15 protein-coding genes and 1 tRNA gene are annotated in these 14,194 nt (G+C 71.8%); 9 read left to right on the forward strand and 7 right to left on the reverse strand.

Annotated features, from left to right (window positions below; translation table 11 throughout):
• Positions 1-49 precede the first annotated feature (49 nt).
• Positions 50-1,633, forward strand: coding sequence for a sensor histidine kinase (locus I4Q55_RS00455; RefSeq protein WP_206784512.1), 1,584 nt, complete (start codon positions 50-52; stop codon positions 1,631-1,633).
• A complete protein-coding gene (locus tag I4Q55_RS00460) occupies positions 1,630-2,289 on the forward strand; it encodes a response regulator (RefSeq protein WP_206783997.1) in 660 nt (219 codons plus the stop codon). The genes I4Q55_RS00455 and I4Q55_RS00460 overlap by 4 nt, the downstream gene beginning before the upstream one ends.
• A gap of 1 nt (position 2,290) precedes the next feature.
• Here the strand turns inward: I4Q55_RS00460 and I4Q55_RS00465 are convergent, their stop codons facing one another.
• Positions 2,291-2,917, reverse strand: a complete 627-nt coding sequence (locus I4Q55_RS00465) for a hypothetical protein (protein WP_206783998.1) — start codon at positions 2,915-2,917, stop codon at positions 2,291-2,293.
• 119 nt (positions 2,918-3,036) lie between these two features.
• Positions 3,037-3,846 carry an SDR family oxidoreductase gene (locus I4Q55_RS00470; protein WP_206783999.1) on the reverse strand — a complete coding sequence of 270 codons (810 nt, stop codon included), beginning with the start codon at positions 3,844-3,846 and terminating at the stop codon, positions 3,037-3,039.
• 144 nt (positions 3,847-3,990) lie between these two features.
• Here I4Q55_RS00470 and I4Q55_RS00475 point away from each other — a divergent pair, with 144 nt between their 5' ends.
• Both I4Q55_RS00475 and I4Q55_RS00480 read left to right on the forward strand, forming a co-directional pair.
• Entirely contained in the window at positions 3,991-4,791 is an 801-nt protein-coding gene (locus I4Q55_RS00475; RefSeq protein ID WP_206784000.1) for a serine protease, read from the forward strand.
• An 18-nt stretch (positions 4,792-4,809) separates the two neighbouring features.
• Positions 4,810-5,034: an RNA-binding S4 domain-containing protein gene (locus tag I4Q55_RS00480; protein WP_206784001.1), complete on the forward strand. Its 225-nt coding sequence runs from the start codon at positions 4,810-4,812 to the stop codon at positions 5,032-5,034.
• Between the two features lie 350 nt (positions 5,035-5,384).
• On the opposite strand, the gene I4Q55_RS00485 is transcribed toward I4Q55_RS00480, so the two are convergent.
• On the reverse strand, positions 5,385-6,326 hold the full coding sequence (locus tag I4Q55_RS00485) for an Ldh family oxidoreductase (RefSeq protein WP_307793087.1): 942 nt from the start codon (positions 6,324-6,326) through the stop codon (positions 5,385-5,387).
• A 101-nt stretch (positions 6,327-6,427) separates the two neighbouring features.
• Between I4Q55_RS00485 and I4Q55_RS00490 the strand changes: the two genes are divergently transcribed.
• On the forward strand, positions 6,428-6,709 hold the full coding sequence (locus tag I4Q55_RS00490) for a DUF2277 domain-containing protein (RefSeq protein WP_206784003.1): 282 nt from the start codon (positions 6,428-6,430) through the stop codon (positions 6,707-6,709).
• 40 nt (positions 6,710-6,749) lie between these two features.
• On the forward strand, positions 6,750-7,589 hold the full coding sequence (locus I4Q55_RS00495; protein WP_206784004.1) for a patatin-like phospholipase family protein: 840 nt from the start codon (positions 6,750-6,752) through the stop codon (positions 7,587-7,589).
• Here the strand turns inward: I4Q55_RS00495 and I4Q55_RS00500 are convergent.
• Positions 7,570-8,055 (reverse strand): hypothetical protein, encoded by a 486-nt coding sequence (locus I4Q55_RS00500; protein ID WP_206784005.1) that lies wholly within the window; start codon positions 8,053-8,055, stop codon positions 7,570-7,572. The genes I4Q55_RS00495 and I4Q55_RS00500 overlap by 20 nt on opposite strands.
• A gap of 64 nt (positions 8,056-8,119) precedes the next feature.
• Here I4Q55_RS00500 and I4Q55_RS00505 point away from each other — a divergent pair.
• Positions 8,120-8,206: transfer RNA gene (locus I4Q55_RS00505), tRNA-Ser, on the forward strand.
• 33 nt (positions 8,207-8,239) lie between these two features.
• Here the strand turns inward: I4Q55_RS00505 and I4Q55_RS00510 are convergent.
• Complete coding sequence (locus tag I4Q55_RS00510) at positions 8,240-8,713, reverse strand: MarR family winged helix-turn-helix transcriptional regulator (protein ID WP_206784006.1); 474 nt, start codon at positions 8,711-8,713, stop codon at positions 8,240-8,242.
• Positions 8,714-9,312: 599 nt separating this feature from the next.
• Here I4Q55_RS00510 and I4Q55_RS00515 point away from each other — a divergent pair.
• Positions 9,313-10,242: a neutral zinc metallopeptidase gene (locus tag I4Q55_RS00515; protein WP_206784007.1), complete on the forward strand. Its 930-nt coding sequence runs from the start codon at positions 9,313-9,315 to the stop codon at positions 10,240-10,242.
• A 123-nt stretch (positions 10,243-10,365) separates the two neighbouring features.
• Here the strand turns inward: I4Q55_RS00515 and I4Q55_RS00520 are convergent, their stop codons facing one another.
• The gene (locus I4Q55_RS00520; protein WP_206784008.1) at positions 10,366-11,901 is read right to left on the reverse strand and encodes a M28 family metallopeptidase; all 1,536 of its coding nucleotides are present in this window, start codon (positions 11,899-11,901) and stop codon (positions 10,366-10,368) included.
• Positions 11,902-11,982: 81 nt separating this feature from the next.
• Between I4Q55_RS00520 and I4Q55_RS00525 the strand changes: the two genes are divergently transcribed.
• A complete protein-coding gene (locus tag I4Q55_RS00525; protein WP_206784009.1) occupies positions 11,983-12,960 on the forward strand; it encodes an NAD(P)H-quinone oxidoreductase in 978 nt (325 codons plus the stop codon).
• Here I4Q55_RS00525 and I4Q55_RS00530 read toward each other — a convergent pair.
• Positions 12,957-14,156, reverse strand: coding sequence for a cysteine desulfurase-like protein (locus tag I4Q55_RS00530; protein WP_206784010.1), 1,200 nt, complete (start codon positions 14,154-14,156; stop codon positions 12,957-12,959). The two genes, I4Q55_RS00525 and I4Q55_RS00530, sit on opposite strands and share 4 nt — an antisense overlap.
• Positions 14,157-14,194 lie beyond the last annotated feature (38 nt).

Here is a 14,194-nt window from a genome sequence, read left to right on the forward strand (position 1 = left end):
ACCTGGGGGTATGGTCCCCGCCATGCCAAAGTGGGCGCTCTTCCCGCGGATGCGGTTCAGCAGGCAGGTCCTGCTGCTGCAGATCGGCGTGGTCCTCCTCGTCGTCGGGATCGGCGTCGCGCTGGTCAGCGTCCTCCTCTCCCGCACGCTCAACGAGCAGTACAGCGAGCGTGCGCTGGCCATCGCGAAGTCGGTGGCGGTCGATCCCGTCGTCATGGCCGACACGGCCGCGAAGATCCCCGGTGGCGCGCTCCAGCAACGCGCGCTGGCCGTGCGAGAGCGAACCGACGCGTTGTTCGTCGTGATCACCGATGACAACAGCATCCGGCTGGCACACCCGACGCCCGGCGAGATCGGCAAGAAGGTCAGCACCCCCGCCGACCGGGCGCTCGCCGGGTTCGACGACGTCAACACCGTCGCGAGTGGCACGCTCGGGCTGTCGGTCCGCAGCAAGACGCCGATCTGGACACCGGACCACCGGCGGGTGGTCGGCGAAGTGAGCGTCGGCTTCGAAATAGCCGACCCGACCGGCGACTTCAACCACCTCCTGACGATCACGCTGCTGTTCGCCGGCGGCGCGCTGCTGCTCGGCGCGGGGGCGTCGGCCCTGCTGAACCGGCGGCTGCGGCGCGTCACGCACGGCCTCGAACCGCACGAACTCACCGAGCTGCTCTACGAACGCGAAGCCGTCCTGCACGGGATCGGCGAAGGCGTGCTCGCCGTCGACGAGGCGAACCGCGTCTCGGTGCGCAACGACGAGGCCGAACGCCTGCTCGGCACCGAACTCCCGCTCGGCGCGGCGATGTCCGAACTGCCGCTTTCCCCGCGGGTCCACAAGGCCGTCGAAGAGGGACGGCCGGTCGACAACCTGCTCGCCGTGGCCGGGAACCGCGTGCTGGTGATCAACTCGCGGGCCGTGCGCCTGGACGACCGGCCGATCGGCACCGTGCTCACCTTCCGCGACCGCACCGACCTCGACACGCTCACCCGCGAGCTCGACGGCATCCGCGCGTTGTCCGACGGCCTGCGTGCCCAGCGGCACGAGTTCGCCAACCGGCTGCACACGCTCTACGGGCTGCTCCAGCTCGGCCACCACACCGAGGCCGTCGAGTACCTGCAGACGCTGACGGACTCGTCGTCGGCGCGGCCGAGCGAGCTGGGCGACGCGGTCGCCGACCCGTACCTGCAGGCGCTGCTCGTCGCGAAAACCGAGCAGGCGCAGGAAAAGGGCCTCACGCTCAAGCTCGCCGAAGACACCTGGGTGCCCACGACGGTGACCGACCCGATCGCCGCGAACACCGTGATCGGCAACCTCGTCGACAACGCCCTGCACGCCGCCCGGATGGGCCCGCGGCGGCCGGCGACCGTGGAGATCAGCCTGCTCGCCGAGGGCACCACCCTGCACGTGTCCGTTGTGGACAGCGGGCCGGGCGTCCCCGCCGACCTGCGGCGGACGTTGTTCGACGAAGGCGTCTCGACGAAGATCGCGCCCGGGCACGGCCTCGGTCTCGCGCTTGCCCGGCAGGCCGCCCGCGCCCGCGGCGGCGACGTCTGGCTGGCCGACCCCGGTGAAGGCGAGACGGGTGCCCTGTTCGTCGCCAAACTGCCCGGAATGCTGACGGAGGACGGATGATCCGCACGCTGATCGTCGACGACGACTTCCGGGTCGCCGGGGTGCACGCCGGGTTCGTCGAGGAGGTCGAGGGCTTCGCGGTGGTCGGCACCGCGCACACCGCCGCCGAGGCGCGCGCCCGCGTCCGGGAGCTCACGCCGGACCTGGTCCTGCTCGACGTCTACCTGCCCGACGAGTCCGGTCTCGCGGTGCTCCCGGAGCTGCAGACCGACACGATCGTGCTGTCCGCGGCGACCGACAGCGCCTCGGTGGCCGCGGCGATCCGGGCCGGCGCGCTGAACTACCTGATCAAGCCGTTCACCACCCGCCAGCTCGCGGAACGGCTGACGTCGTACGCGCGGTTCCGCGGCCTGCTCGCCGAAGACCGGGCGCTCGCCCAGGACGACGTCGACCGCGCGTACCGCGTGCTGCACGACCAGGACCGCACGACCGCGCCGAAGGGCCAGTCGACGGCGACGTCCCGGCTGGTCTCGGAGCAGCTGCGGCGCGCCGGGCGGCCGCTGTCGGCCGCGGAGGTCGCGGGCGAGCTGGGCATGGCGCGGGCCACGGCGCAGCGGTACCTCACCGCGCTGGCCGAGTCGGGGACGGTCCAGATGCGATTGCGCTACGGCGCCACGGGCCGCCCCGAGCACGAATACCGCTGGTCAGGGACCTGACTCAGCGGCCGCCGTAGCGCTGCATCATGCTCTCGGCGACGTCGAACCACGCCTGGACCGGGTTGGGGGTCGACGGCGCGGGTGCCGACGGCGGCAGGTCGGCCCGCGCCTCGCCCGCCTCGTCCGGCACCGGCTTCTTCGGCTGCGGTTTGGCCTGCGCCTGCACCTGCTTCGGCGCCGGCTTCGCGGGCACCGGCACGTACACGGTCTTCGGCGCGGGCGTGACGACGACCGGCGCCTGCGGAGCCACCGGCTGCGGCTCCGGCGCGGGTGCCGCGGCCACCGCCGGGCGCGCGTCGAGCTGGGCGACGTCGCGTTCCGGCGCCGGGGCGAACAGGCCGCCGGTGAACAGCCCGCCGCCCAGCCAGCCGGCCCCGACGAGCAGCACCGCGGCGCCACCGCCGAGCCACGCGCGGGCCCGCCGCCGGATCACCACCGACTTCGGGCGCAGGTCCTGGTCGCACACCGGCGGCCGGGTGAAGATCGGCGGCTCCGCCCGGGCCGCTTCCTCGTCGGTGCGGCGGCGCCGGGGCAGGCTGGCCGCGACGATGCCGGTGCGGTCGAGCAGCTCCACCGCGGTGCGGTCGCTGGACGAACGGGTCGCACTGCGCGGGGCGGCGCGAAGCATCGGGGACCTCCGGGACGGGGCTGGCGGACCCCACGCATTCTGGACCATTTCGGACGGTGCTGTCCGAAACGCAACTCCATTGGGTGACAACGGGGTGTGAAACCGATTCGGCTTTCGCGTTACGACTTGAGCCCGAGCCGCGCGAGTGCCGCCAGCGGCCGTTGGTAAGCCGAGCCGAGCACCCGCGGAATGGCGTCGATGACGTAGGCGTCCGGCCCGATCAGGATCCGCGCCGACTTCCGCTCGATGCCGCGCAGGATCGTCTGCGCCGCCTTCTCCGGTGTCGTGCGGGCGATCCGCTCGAAGCCTTGCGCGGCTTTCTCCTGGTCGTCGGCGGCACTGCGGGAGTTGCGCACGATGTTCGTCTTGATCCCGCCGGGGTGCACGCAGCTCACCGCGACCGGGTGCCGCGCGATCAGCATTTCCTCGCGCAGTGCTTCGGTGAATCCGCGAACCGCGAACTTCGCCGCGTTGTAGGCGCTCTGCGTCGGCACGCCGACGAAGCCGAAGACGCTGGAAATGTTGACGACGTGCCCGTCGCCGGAAGCGATCAGGTGCGGGAGGAACGCCTTCGTGCCGTTCACGACACCGCCGAGGTTGATGCCCATCAGCCAGTCGTAGTCCTCGAACGTCATTTCCTCGACGGTCGCGCCGAGCGCCACGCCCGCGTTGTTCACGACGACGTTGACCGCGCCGAACTCGTCGGCCACCGCTCCGGCGTGCGCGAGCACGGCGCCGCGGTCGGCGACGTCCAAGGTGTACGCGCGGGCGTTGGCACCGGCCAGCTTCGCCGTCTCCTCCGCGTTCGCGGTGACGACGTCGGAGAGCGCGACCCGGGCCCCGCGCCGGGCGAACTCGCACGCGAGCGCGCGGCCGATGCCCGAGCCCGCTCCGGTGATCACCACGACCTTGTCCGCGAACTGCTTCATCGGTCCTCCCGACCGTGCGGTGCTACTCCCGAGTAGGGAATGTTAGCGGCTGTGAGCTTGCTGTGGGTGTGCTGATTGAGCCGGTGCGCCGCCCTATGGTGGTCTGGTCGGCAACATCAACACAGCGCGAGAGACGAGGAGGCGATGACCGTGCGGCGCCCGGCCGTCCTGCTCACCCTCGCCGCGATCGTGCTGCTCGGGGTGACCGTCGTCGCGGTCGTCAAGGCCCGGCAGCCGGAGCCCGCCGGCGCGGTGACACCGGAGCCCGCCACGGCCGAGGCCGCCCCGGTGGCCGCCCTGCCCGCCGTGTCGAGCCCCGCGGTCGGCCCGCTGTTCGCCGAAGGGGGCCACTTCTGCACGGCCAGCGTGGTGCACAGCGAGCGGGGTGACGTACTGCTGACCGCGGCCCACTGCATCCACAACGGCGAGGGCGGCGGCTACCTCACCGGTCTCACCTTCGCGCCCGGCTACCACGACGGGATCGCGCCCTTCGGCTACTGGACGGTGTCGGACGAGCTGGTCGCGCCGGGCTGGAGCGCGTCCTCGGACCCGGACCTCGACGTCGGCTTCGCCACCGCCCACCAGGCGGGCACCACGAAGTCCCTGGAGAGCCTGGTCGGCGCGAACCTGCTGGCCACCGGCACCGCGTTCGAGCAGCCCATCACGCTCACCGGCTACCCGGACGACTCCGAGGTCCCCGCGGTCTGCCAGAACACCACGACCAAGCAGGACACCTTCCAGCTGCGGGTGGACTGCGCGGGCTTCCCGACCGGCACCAGCGGCGGGCCCTGGGTCACCGAGCAGAACCCGCAGACCCGGCTCGGCACGGTCATCGGCGTCATCGGCGGCTTCGAGTTCGGCGGCGCCGACGCCGACACGTCGTACTCGAGCTACTTCGACACGGACGTCCTGGCGCTCTACCGGCAGACGACCGCCCGCACCTGAACCGGCATGATGCGGAGCATGAGCGAGCCCGTGGACGTCCCCATCACCGGAGAGCCGATCCGGCTCGGCCAGTTCCTCAAGCTGGCCGGCCTGGCCGAAGACGGCTCCCACGCCAAGGACCTGCTCGACGCGGAGGAGGTCAAGGTCAACGGCGAGATCGAGACCCGCCGAGGCCGCCAGCTGACCGACGGCGACATCGTGGCGGTGGGCCCCGACAGCGGCAAGGTCGTCCTGGTCCGCTGACCAACGCCGAGCAGCGCAGAGCGAACTGAGCAGCCCCCGACTTCCACGCTAGCGGAGGGCACCGACAGAACGGGCGGCCGGCGACGCAGTTGTCCACAGGCCACACGGCAGGTTCCCAAGGGCGACGTCGCAGACAGGCGGCCGGCAACGCAAGCCGGCCAACGACGTCACCAGACCTCCCCCGCCCCTCATCCCAGCCGCTTTCAAGTCGACGACCGGGTTTGTCAAGGCACGCTTTCCCGCCTTGACAAACCCGGTCGTCGACTGACAATCCGAACGGAGGGGCGGGGGAGGTCGGACCCGCTGCCCAGCCGCGGCAGAGCCCTCAGGAGCAGCAGAAAGTCCGGGAGTCACCCCACGCTGGTCAGCAACGGCAGCCCGAGCGACGCGGCAAGCGCGTCCAGCTCACGCCGCACCGGCCCGGCCAGCGGCACGCCCAGCGCCCGGCACTGCTCAAGATGCTGCGCCTCCCGCCACCCCGGATACCGGATCGGCGCACCACCCTCCCACCCGAGCATGCTCCCGAACAACGCACTCGCAGCGCGATAAAAGCCGTCAGCGCTGCGCAACGTCGTCGGCGCGATCGCCAGCACCAGCAGGCCGGTGTCGTGCTCGTGGTCGGCGACACCGGAAAGCACCCCGGCGAGCACCTCGACCAGCAGCGTCAGCCCGGCCGCCTCGGCGCCGGGGCGGTCCATGTCGAAGACGAACTCCGGGTACGCGCCACCAGGCGCCGCCATGCCCAGCGGGTTCATCGGCTGGCCGGGTTCGCCGCCCGCGGCCAGCACCAGCCCGATCATGGCGTGCGGCAGCGCCCGCGCGGCGTGGTGGCCGGCCCGGCCGAACGGCCCGACGCCGCGCAGCGAGACGAGCCCGACGCCGAACCGGCCGGCCCGCGCCACCGCCCTGTCCATCGCGTCGCCGACGGCCCAGAGCCCGGGCGCGCGGCGGTAGTCGATCAGCGCGGCGGCCCCGCGGTCGGCAATCATCAGCGGCTGGGCGTGCGGCACGACCAGCCCGTTCTTCAGCAGCGGCAGGTGCACGCGGGTCAGCTCGGCGACCCCGGTCTCCGGTGCGCCGGTGAGATCGCCGTGGCAGAGCGCTTCGGCGGCGGTGCGGGCGCGCGCTTCGGGGAGACCGTGCGCGGCGAAGACGTGTGCGACGAGGGTGACCAGTTCGTCGGCCCGCACGCGGGGCCAGGCCTGTTCCGGGATTGGGGTTTCCGGGACTTCCTCTTCGAGGATGCCGGGTTCGGGGCGGGCGGAGCGGAACGGGCGCGGTCTGAGGGGCACTTCCCCGACCTTGCCCAGCGCCGGTTCGGGCGTCAACGACGCCGGGCCGGGCCTACCCGACCGTGTGATCGGGGCCCGCGAAAAGCATTACCCTGAGCGGTATGTGCCGAAACATCACCACCCTGCGGGGGCTCCAGCCGGCCGCGACGGGCGAGGAGATCGAGGCCGCCGCCCGCCAGTACGTCCGCAAGGTCACCGGCGTGCAGTCGCTGTCGGACGCCACGCGCGAGCCGTTCGAGGCGGCGGTCGCCGAAATCACCGAGATCACCGCCCGGCTGCTGGCGCAGCTGCCGGAGCGCCGCCAGCCGCCGGCCACCGTGCCACCACTGCGCCGGCCCGAGGTGCGGGCACGGATCGCCGCGAAGGCGCTGCGCCAGCCCTGAGCCAGGGCGGCGGCGAACGAAACCTCGTTAGGCTGCCCGCATGGGCGGACAGGCTTTGGTTCTGGGTGGCGGCGGGGTCGCCGGGATCGCGTGGACGACGGGGCTGCTGGCGGGCTTGGCGTCCCACGGCCAGGACCTGACGGGCGCGGACCTGCTCGTCGGCACGTCGGCGGGCTCGGTCGTCGCGGCCCAGGTGACCAGCGGTCTTCCGCTCGACGAGCTGTTCGCGCGCCAGACCGATCCGGCGCGGCAGGCACCGGAGATCCCGGCCGACATCGACTTCGAGAAGTTCGCCGCCGACTTCGGCGGCGCGGTCACCGGCACGAGCGACCCGGCCGAGGTGCGGCGGGCCGTGGGGAAGCTGGCGCTGGCCGCCGAAACGGTGTCCGAGGCGGACAGGCGCGCGGTGATCTCCGCTCGGCTGCCGGTGCACGAGTGGCCCGGGCAGCGGCTGGTGATCGTGGCGGTCGACGCGGAGACCGGCGAGCCCCGCCGCTTCGACCGCGAGTCCGGCGTCTCCCTGGTCGACGCGGTGGCGGCGAGCTGCGCGGTCCCGGGCGTCTGGCCCGCGGTGACCATCGACGGCCGCCGGTACGTCGACGGCGGCGTCCGCTCGGCCGAGAACGCCGACTACGCGACCGGATTCAAGCGCGTGACAGTCGTCGCGCCGCTGGGCGTCGACGGCCCGCTGCCGATGGAGAAGCCGCTGCTGGAGGTGCTGGACGACCTGCGCGCGGCGGGCGCGGAAGTCACGCTGATCACCCCGGACGAGGCTTCGAAGGCGGCCATCGGCGAGAACCCGCTGGACCCGGCCACCCGCACGCCGGCCGCCGAAGCGGGTCGCGCCCAGGGCGCGGCCCTCACGCTGACCTGGGCCTGAGCGGGCGGCGGGCCTGCACCCGCAGCCCGGCGATCCCGAGCAGCAGTCCCACCGCCGGGACCGCGAAGATCCAGGCACCCGGCAGCCGGACTTCGCCGGCGGTATCGGTCGCCATCCGGGGCGTTCCGGGCCAGTAGCGCACCTCGATGCGGCGGCCCGGCACGTAGCCGGGACCGGACGTCTTGCGCGTGCGGCGGTCGTACTTGGTGTCGGTCCGCACGTCGATCGGCCGGCCGCCGCCGGGTTCGCCGACGCGCGCGACGAACCGGCCCACGCCGAGCGCGCGCTCCACGGTCGCCGGAACCACCACCGAGCCGGCCCGGTCCCGGAACGTGACCCCGAGGAAGATCAGGCCGCCGAAGGACACCAGCGCGACCGCCAGGCAGGCCATCGAGAACACCGTGACCCGCGGGCCCTGGCCGGCCGGTTGCCATCCAGGGCCGTCCGGGTCCCATCGCGTCTTCATGCCGGGAGCACGCCGGAGCCACGGCCCGGGTTGCCTCGGGCCGTCGGCTACGCTCGTGGAGCGAGGTAGCGTGTCCGAGCGGCCGAAGGAACATGTCTTGAAAACATGCGAGGGGGCAACTCCTCCGTGGGTTCGAATCCCACCGCTACCGCACTGAGAACCCGGGCGCGCCGAGCGCCCGGGTTCAGCTTTCCGCCGCCAGCAGGTGCGCCTGCACGCGTTCGAACGCCGCGGCGATCGTCGCCTGCTCTTGCGGGGTCAGCAGGTCGATGAGGTGCTCGCGCACGCCTTCGACGTGCGTCGGCGCGGCCTTCTCCAGCAGCGCCAGGCCCTCGTCGGTCAGCTCGGTGATGACGCCCCGCTTGTCCTCCGGGTCGCGGACCCGCCGGACCAGGCCCGCGTCCTCCAGCTTGGCCACCTGGTGCGAAAGGCGGCTCTTCGTCGAGCCCATCATGAACGCCAGCTCCGACATCCGCATCCGGCGGCCGGGCTGCGCCTGCAGGCAGACCAGCACCTCGTAGTCGGTCAGCGACACCTCGTGGCACTCGGTCAGCTCGCGGTGCAACCGCTGCCGCAGCAGGAGAGTCGCCACGATGTAGGAGCGCCACGCCGCCATCTCGGCATCGTTCAACCACCGCACAGCACGCTCCTCGGTCATAAGGCAGGTTAGAACGTTGATCAAAGGACCGCGCGATCCGAGTCCGATCCGTCGGCCGGTGAAAACCCCGTCGCAACATCGCCCGAAGGTGGGGTTACGAAAAGGTTGAGACTCGGCCGGGAAAGGCGCATTCTGCTTGTCGGCGGATGGTTGGCCAGGGTAGGTGGCGCGGCGACGGCGACGCGCCGGCCCGGCTCCTCGCCAGGAGAGGTCAGGTGGTTGTGTGGCGGGTGATTCTCGCGGTTGACCGCCAGCTGCGTCCCCGCGACCGGAACGGACTTCTACCGGGTCGGCCGCGATTGAGGGTTGTTCTGGTTAGGCCGGCGTGCCCCGCGCGCAAACGCGAGGCGACTTGGTAGCAGTGCGCCGGCCGACGGCAGAACAATCCTCACTGTGAACAGCCGAGAGCGGGCTTCCATGCGGTCACGCATACGGCGTCGGTCGGGCCTGGGTCCCGGCACGGTCTCGGAAGCCGTGCCGACAGCGCCTGAACGCCGGCCCCGGAAGCGGCCAACCGCTCGACCAATGACATACCTCGGTACAAGCCTGGGTGCGGCCGTCAGCGCGACGGCCGCACCCAGGCTCGTTAACATTTGCGGGTGAGATTCGACGACGACGCCGGCCTGGACGCCTCCGAAGTCCAGGACCTGCGCGGAAGCGGTGGAGGCGGCGGCGGGATCGGCGGCCGCGTGGCGCTCGGCGGCGGTGGGCTCGGTGTCGTCGGGGTGATCATCTACCTCGTGCTGTCCCAGCTGGGCGGGGTCAGCGTGCCGAGCGGCAGCGGCCTGGGCAGCGGGCTCGGCAGCGTCGGGTCGGGCCAGCAGGTCGACAACTCGAAGCTCGCCAGCGAGTGCAAGACCGGCGCGGACGCCAACAAGAACCACGACTGCGCCATCGTCGCGATCGTCAACTCCATCCAGGACTACTGGACGCAGCAGTTCGCGCGCTCCGGCTCGACGTATGAAAAGGCGCCCACCAAGTTCTTCAACGGCGGCGTGCGCACCGGCTGCGGCAGCGCGACCTCCGACACCGGCCCGTTCTACTGCCCGGCCGACTCCGACGTCTACATCGACCTCTCCTTCTTCGAAGAGCTGAAGACCCGCTTCGGCGCACAGGGCGGCCTCTTCACCGAGGCGTACGTGCTCGCCCACGAGTACGGCCACCACGTGCAGAACCTGCTCGGCACGTCCCGCAAGGGCACCGGCAGCGGCCCGACGTCCGGCTCGGTGCGCCTGGAGCTGCAGGCCGACTGCTACGCCGGCGTCTGGGCCAACCACGCCTCGACGACGCCGACCGAAAGCGGCAAGCCGCTGATCACCGACGTCACCCAGGACGACATCGCGTCGGCGCTGGACACCGCGGCCCGCATCGGCGACGACTACATCCAGGAGAAGCTCGGCGGCGGCCAGGTCGACCGCTCGCAGTTCACCCACGGCACGTCCGCGCAGCGCAAGAAGTGGTTCACCACCGGCTTCCAGACCGGCGAGCCCGCCCGCTGCGACACCTTCGGCACGAACAACCTGGGCTAGGCCTGGGCACTGACCAGCGCCCCAATGTGGCCTTGGTTGCGTTGAACGCACCGAAGGCCACATTGGGTGCGTTCAACGCACCCAATGTGGCCTTGGGGCGCTTGGGGCGCTTGGGTCAGGCGGTCAGTGGTCCTGCGGGTCACCGGCCGCGGCGTACGCCGTGAACGAGCGCTGGGCCGAGCGCTTCTGCGCCGTCAGCGACTTCGACGCGGCCTGGCCGGGCTTCACGCCGTTAATGCTCTCGGTGCTCGTCGCGTAGACGCCGAGGGCCCAGGCGACGCCGTCGGAGTTGCGCTCCAACGCGACCCGGTCGACGTTGCCGAGGTTGTCGCAGGACTGGTGGTAGCACGGGTCGTACGCGACGCCGGCCGTGCCGCCCCACTTCGCCGCCTGCGCCGGGGTCTTCAGGACCTCGGCCCCGGTGAACAGGCCACCGGCGGGGATGCCGACGGCGATGAACTCGCCGTAGTCCGAACGGCCGGTGAAGTCGGAACCTTCGAGCGGAACGCCCTTCGCGGCCTGCATGAAGTCGACGAAGGTCTTCTCGATCTGCGCCGAGCCGTACGGGCCGGCACCCGCGCCGACGCCGTCGGAGTTGTCGCCGTCGTAGGCGAAGTAGCCGGCGTTCGGCGAGCCGATCATGTCGAAGTTCAGGTAGAGCGCGATGTCGAGCTGCTGCTCGAAGCTCAGCTGGTCGACGTAGTAGGTCGAGCCGACCAGGCCGAACTCCTCCGCGCTCCAGAAGCCGAAGCGGACGCCGTTGTTGACCTTCGGGGTGCTCCCCAGCTGCAGCGCCGTCTCGAGCAGGGCGGCCGAGCCGGTGCCGTTGTCGTTGATGCCCGCGCCTTCCGTGACGCTGTCGAGGTGCGCCCCCAGCATCACGACGTTGTCCTTGCGGCCGGTCTTGGTCTCGGCGACGACGTTGTAGCTGGTCCGCGCTTCCTGGATGGTGCGCAGCTCCAGCGTCACGTTCTGCCCGCCGAGCGTGGCCAGCTGCGCCCCCGCGGCCGCCGTCACGCCCCCGGTCGGGATCTTCGCGTTCTCCGGGCCGCCCAGTGTCCCGTTCACGGGCCCGTCGGTGTTGTTGTAGATGACCGCGCCGACCGCGCCCGCCGCCGCGGCGGTCTGCTGCTTCTGCGCGAACGAGCAGCCGCCACGCTTGATCAGCGCGATCTTGCCCGCGACGTCCGCGGTGTAGTCGGTGGCCTCGCAACCGCTGGTGTCGTCCACGGCGATCACGGCGAGCGGCGCGGTGATGCCGCCGACCGGCGTCGACGTCGTGTACGACATGGCGATGATCGGGACGTCTGCGCCGCCCGCGGTCAGCCGCTCGGCGAGGGTCTCGGAGAAGGTGAAGGGGAACTCCTGGCGGGTGACCTGGAAGCCGGCCGCCTCGAGCTTGGTCGCGATGTACTCGGCGGACTTCGCGTGGCCCGCGGAGCTCGCCGCCCGGTTGCCGCCGTTGGCGTCGGCGATCCGCTGGAGGGCGATCAGGTGCCGGTTGACACCGTTGACGCCGACCTTGTTGACGAGCTGCTTGGCCAGGGCAGGACCGTCGGGGAGGGTGTTCGCGGCGGCGGCCGGGGTCAGGCCGAGCACCAGCGCCGCGCCGGCGGCGATAGCCACCGGCGGGAGAAATCTACTTCGGAAGAGTGACATGGTTGCTCACCTTTGTTCGATTTGCGAAGTCCGTCAATGCGCCTTTCGGCGGGACCTTTCGCGGCGGTATACAGTCGACACATGTACGCGATCACCATCCGTGAACCAGGTGACCCGGACGTTCTCGAGTGGGCGGAGGTCGCGGATCCGCGGCCCGGTCCCGGCGAGGTTCTGCTGGAGGTCGCGGCGAGCGCGGTGAACCGCGCGGACCTGTTGCAGCGCCAGGGCCACTACCCGCCGCCGCCCGGGGTGAGCGAAACGCTCGGCCTCGAGTGCTCCGGCACGATCACGGAACTCGGCGAAGGCGTGGAAGGCTGGCAGGTCGGCGACGAGGTGTGTGCGCTGCTGGCCGGCGGTGGCTACGCGGAGCAGGCCGTCGTCCCGGCGGGGCAGCTGCTGCCCGTGCCGGGCGAGATCGACCTGCTCACCGCGGCGGCGCTGCCCGAGGTGGCCTGCACGGTGTGGGCGAACGTCGTGATGCACGCGAAGCTGGCCGAGGGCGAGGTACTGCTGGTCCACGGCGGCGCCGGCGGCATCGGCACGCACGCCATCCAGGTCGGCAAGGCGCTCGGCGCCACCGTCGCCGTCACCGCGGGCTCGCCGGAGCGGCTCGAAAGCTGCCGCCAGCTCGGCGCCGACATCACGATCAACTACAAGGAGCAGGACTTCGTCGAGGTGCTCCGCGGGGAGACCGGCGGCGCGGACGTCATCCTCGACAACATGGGCGCGTCCTACCTGGGCCGCAACGTCGACGCGCTGAAGCAGGACGGCCGGCTGGTCATCATCGGCATGCAGGGCGGGGTCAAGGGCGAGTTGAACGTCGGCGCGCTGCTCGGCAAGCGGGCTTCGGTGTTCGCCGCGGGCCTGCGCTTCCGGCCGCTCGACCAGAAGGCGGCGATCGTCGCCGACGTCCGCGAGCAGCTGTGGCCGCTGGTCGCCGACGGCCTGGTCAAGCCGATCGTCGGCCAGGTCGTGCCGATGGCCGAAGCCGCGTCCGCGCACCGCGCCCTGGAAGAGGGCAGCGTGTTCGGCAAGGTCCTCCTGGCCGCGAAGTCTTAGCGGAGTTCTTCGAGGACCCGCACGAGCTGGTTGATCTCGAAGACGTTGGAGTAGTGGGCGAGGCCGATCCGCACGGCACCGCCCACTTCGCCGACGCCGAGTGACGCGAAGACGCCGCTCGTGCCGTCGTCGGCGAAGGCGCACAGCCCCTGCGTCGCCAGGTACTCCGCGACCTCGGGCGCCTTCTTGCCGGCGACGGCGAAGGCGAGCGCGGGGATCCGGCGCATGGCGTTGCCGATGACCATGATGTGCCGCAGCGACAGCAGTTCCGTGGACAGCTGCGCGAGCAGCCCGGCGTGGTAGGACTTCGCCGAGCCGAGCGAGGTGACCAGCCGCTCGCGGCGGGAGCCGGTGGCGGCGTCGTCGAGGCCGGAGAGGTAGTCGATCGACGCGATCAGCCCGGCGAGCAGCGGGTAGGCGTGCGGGCCGAGCTCCAGGCGGGCGGCGCCGCGGGCCATCGGGTCGAGCGAGGCCGACGGGATCCGCTCGATGAGCTCGGGGTCGCGGAAGACGAGGGCGCCCACCGAGGGACCGCCCCAGGCCTGCGCCGAGACGACCATGACGTCGGCGCCCAGCGCGTTGATGTCGAGCGGCAGGAAGGGCGCCGCGTAGGTGGCGTCGACGACGACGAGCGCGCCGACCCGCTTGGCGAACTCGATGATCGTGGGCACGTCCGGCCGGGTGCCGACGGACCCGGAGGCGAGCGTGACGGCGACGGCCTTGGTGCGCGCCGACACGAGCTGCTCGTACTGCCACGCGGGCAGCTCGCAGGTCTCGATGTCGATTTCGCCCCAGCGCACGACGGCGCCGACGCGCTTGGCGGCGCGCTGCCAGGGCGCCAGGTTCGCCTGCTCGTCGAGCCGGGACACGACGAGTTCGTCGCCGATGGTCCAGCGTTCGGCGAGCGCGTCGACGAGCCGGCGCAGCATGACCGGCGCGCTCGGCCCGAGCACGACGGCAGCCGGGTCGGCACCGACCAGGTCGGCCACGGCCCGGCGGGCCGCGGTCACGATGCTTTCCGCGCGCTGTGAGGCCGGAAACGCTCCACCCGGCCCGGACACCGGGGCGCGCATCGCCGTGGAAACGGCCGAAGCGACCTGTTCCGGGACCAGCATTCCGGCGGCGCCGTCGAAGTGAATCCAGCCGTCACCCAGCGCGGGAAAGAGCCCACGGATACGAGCGACGTCGAACGCCATGGGGACACCGTACGGACGTGCGGTTTCGCCGTGCGTCC

This window comes from Amycolatopsis sp. MtRt-6 (assembly GCF_017308975.1).
Lineage (GTDB): Bacteria > Actinomycetota > Actinomycetes > Mycobacteriales > Pseudonocardiaceae > Amycolatopsis.

Coding starts and splice junctions, on each gene's coding strand:
- I4Q55_RS00480 (WP_206784001.1), top strand. CDS start 4,810: ATGAGCGAGCCCGTGGACGTCCCCATCACCGGAGAGCCGATCCGGCTC.
- I4Q55_RS00455 (WP_206784512.1), top strand. CDS start 50: ATGCGGTTCAGCAGGCAGGTCCTGCTGCTGCAGATCGGCGTGGTCCTC.
- I4Q55_RS00520 (WP_206784008.1), bottom strand. CDS start 11,901: ATGTCACTCTTCCGAAGTAGATTTCTCCCGCCGGTGGCTATCGCCGCC.
- I4Q55_RS00500 (WP_206784005.1), bottom strand. CDS start 8,055: ATGAAGACGCGATGGGACCCGGACGGCCCTGGATGGCAACCGGCCGGC.
- I4Q55_RS00495 (WP_206784004.1), top strand. CDS start 6,750: ATGGGCGGACAGGCTTTGGTTCTGGGTGGCGGCGGGGTCGCCGGGATC.
- I4Q55_RS00470 (WP_206783999.1), bottom strand. CDS start 3,846: ATGAAGCAGTTCGCGGACAAGGTCGTGGTGATCACCGGAGCGGGCTCG.
- I4Q55_RS00475 (WP_206784000.1), top strand. CDS start 3,991: ATGACCGTGCGGCGCCCGGCCGTCCTGCTCACCCTCGCCGCGATCGTG.
- I4Q55_RS00465 (WP_206783998.1), bottom strand. CDS start 2,917: ATGCTTCGCGCCGCCCCGCGCAGTGCGACCCGTTCGTCCAGCGACCGC.
- I4Q55_RS00490 (WP_206784003.1), top strand. CDS start 6,428: ATGTGCCGAAACATCACCACCCTGCGGGGGCTCCAGCCGGCCGCGACG.
- I4Q55_RS00460 (WP_206783997.1), top strand. CDS start 1,630: ATGATCCGCACGCTGATCGTCGACGACGACTTCCGGGTCGCCGGGGTG.
- I4Q55_RS00525 (WP_206784009.1), top strand. CDS start 11,983: ATGTACGCGATCACCATCCGTGAACCAGGTGACCCGGACGTTCTCGAG.
- I4Q55_RS00510 (WP_206784006.1), bottom strand. CDS start 8,713: ATGACCGAGGAGCGTGCTGTGCGGTGGTTGAACGATGCCGAGATGGCG.
- I4Q55_RS00530 (WP_206784010.1), bottom strand. CDS start 14,156: ATGGCGTTCGACGTCGCTCGTATCCGTGGGCTCTTTCCCGCGCTGGGT.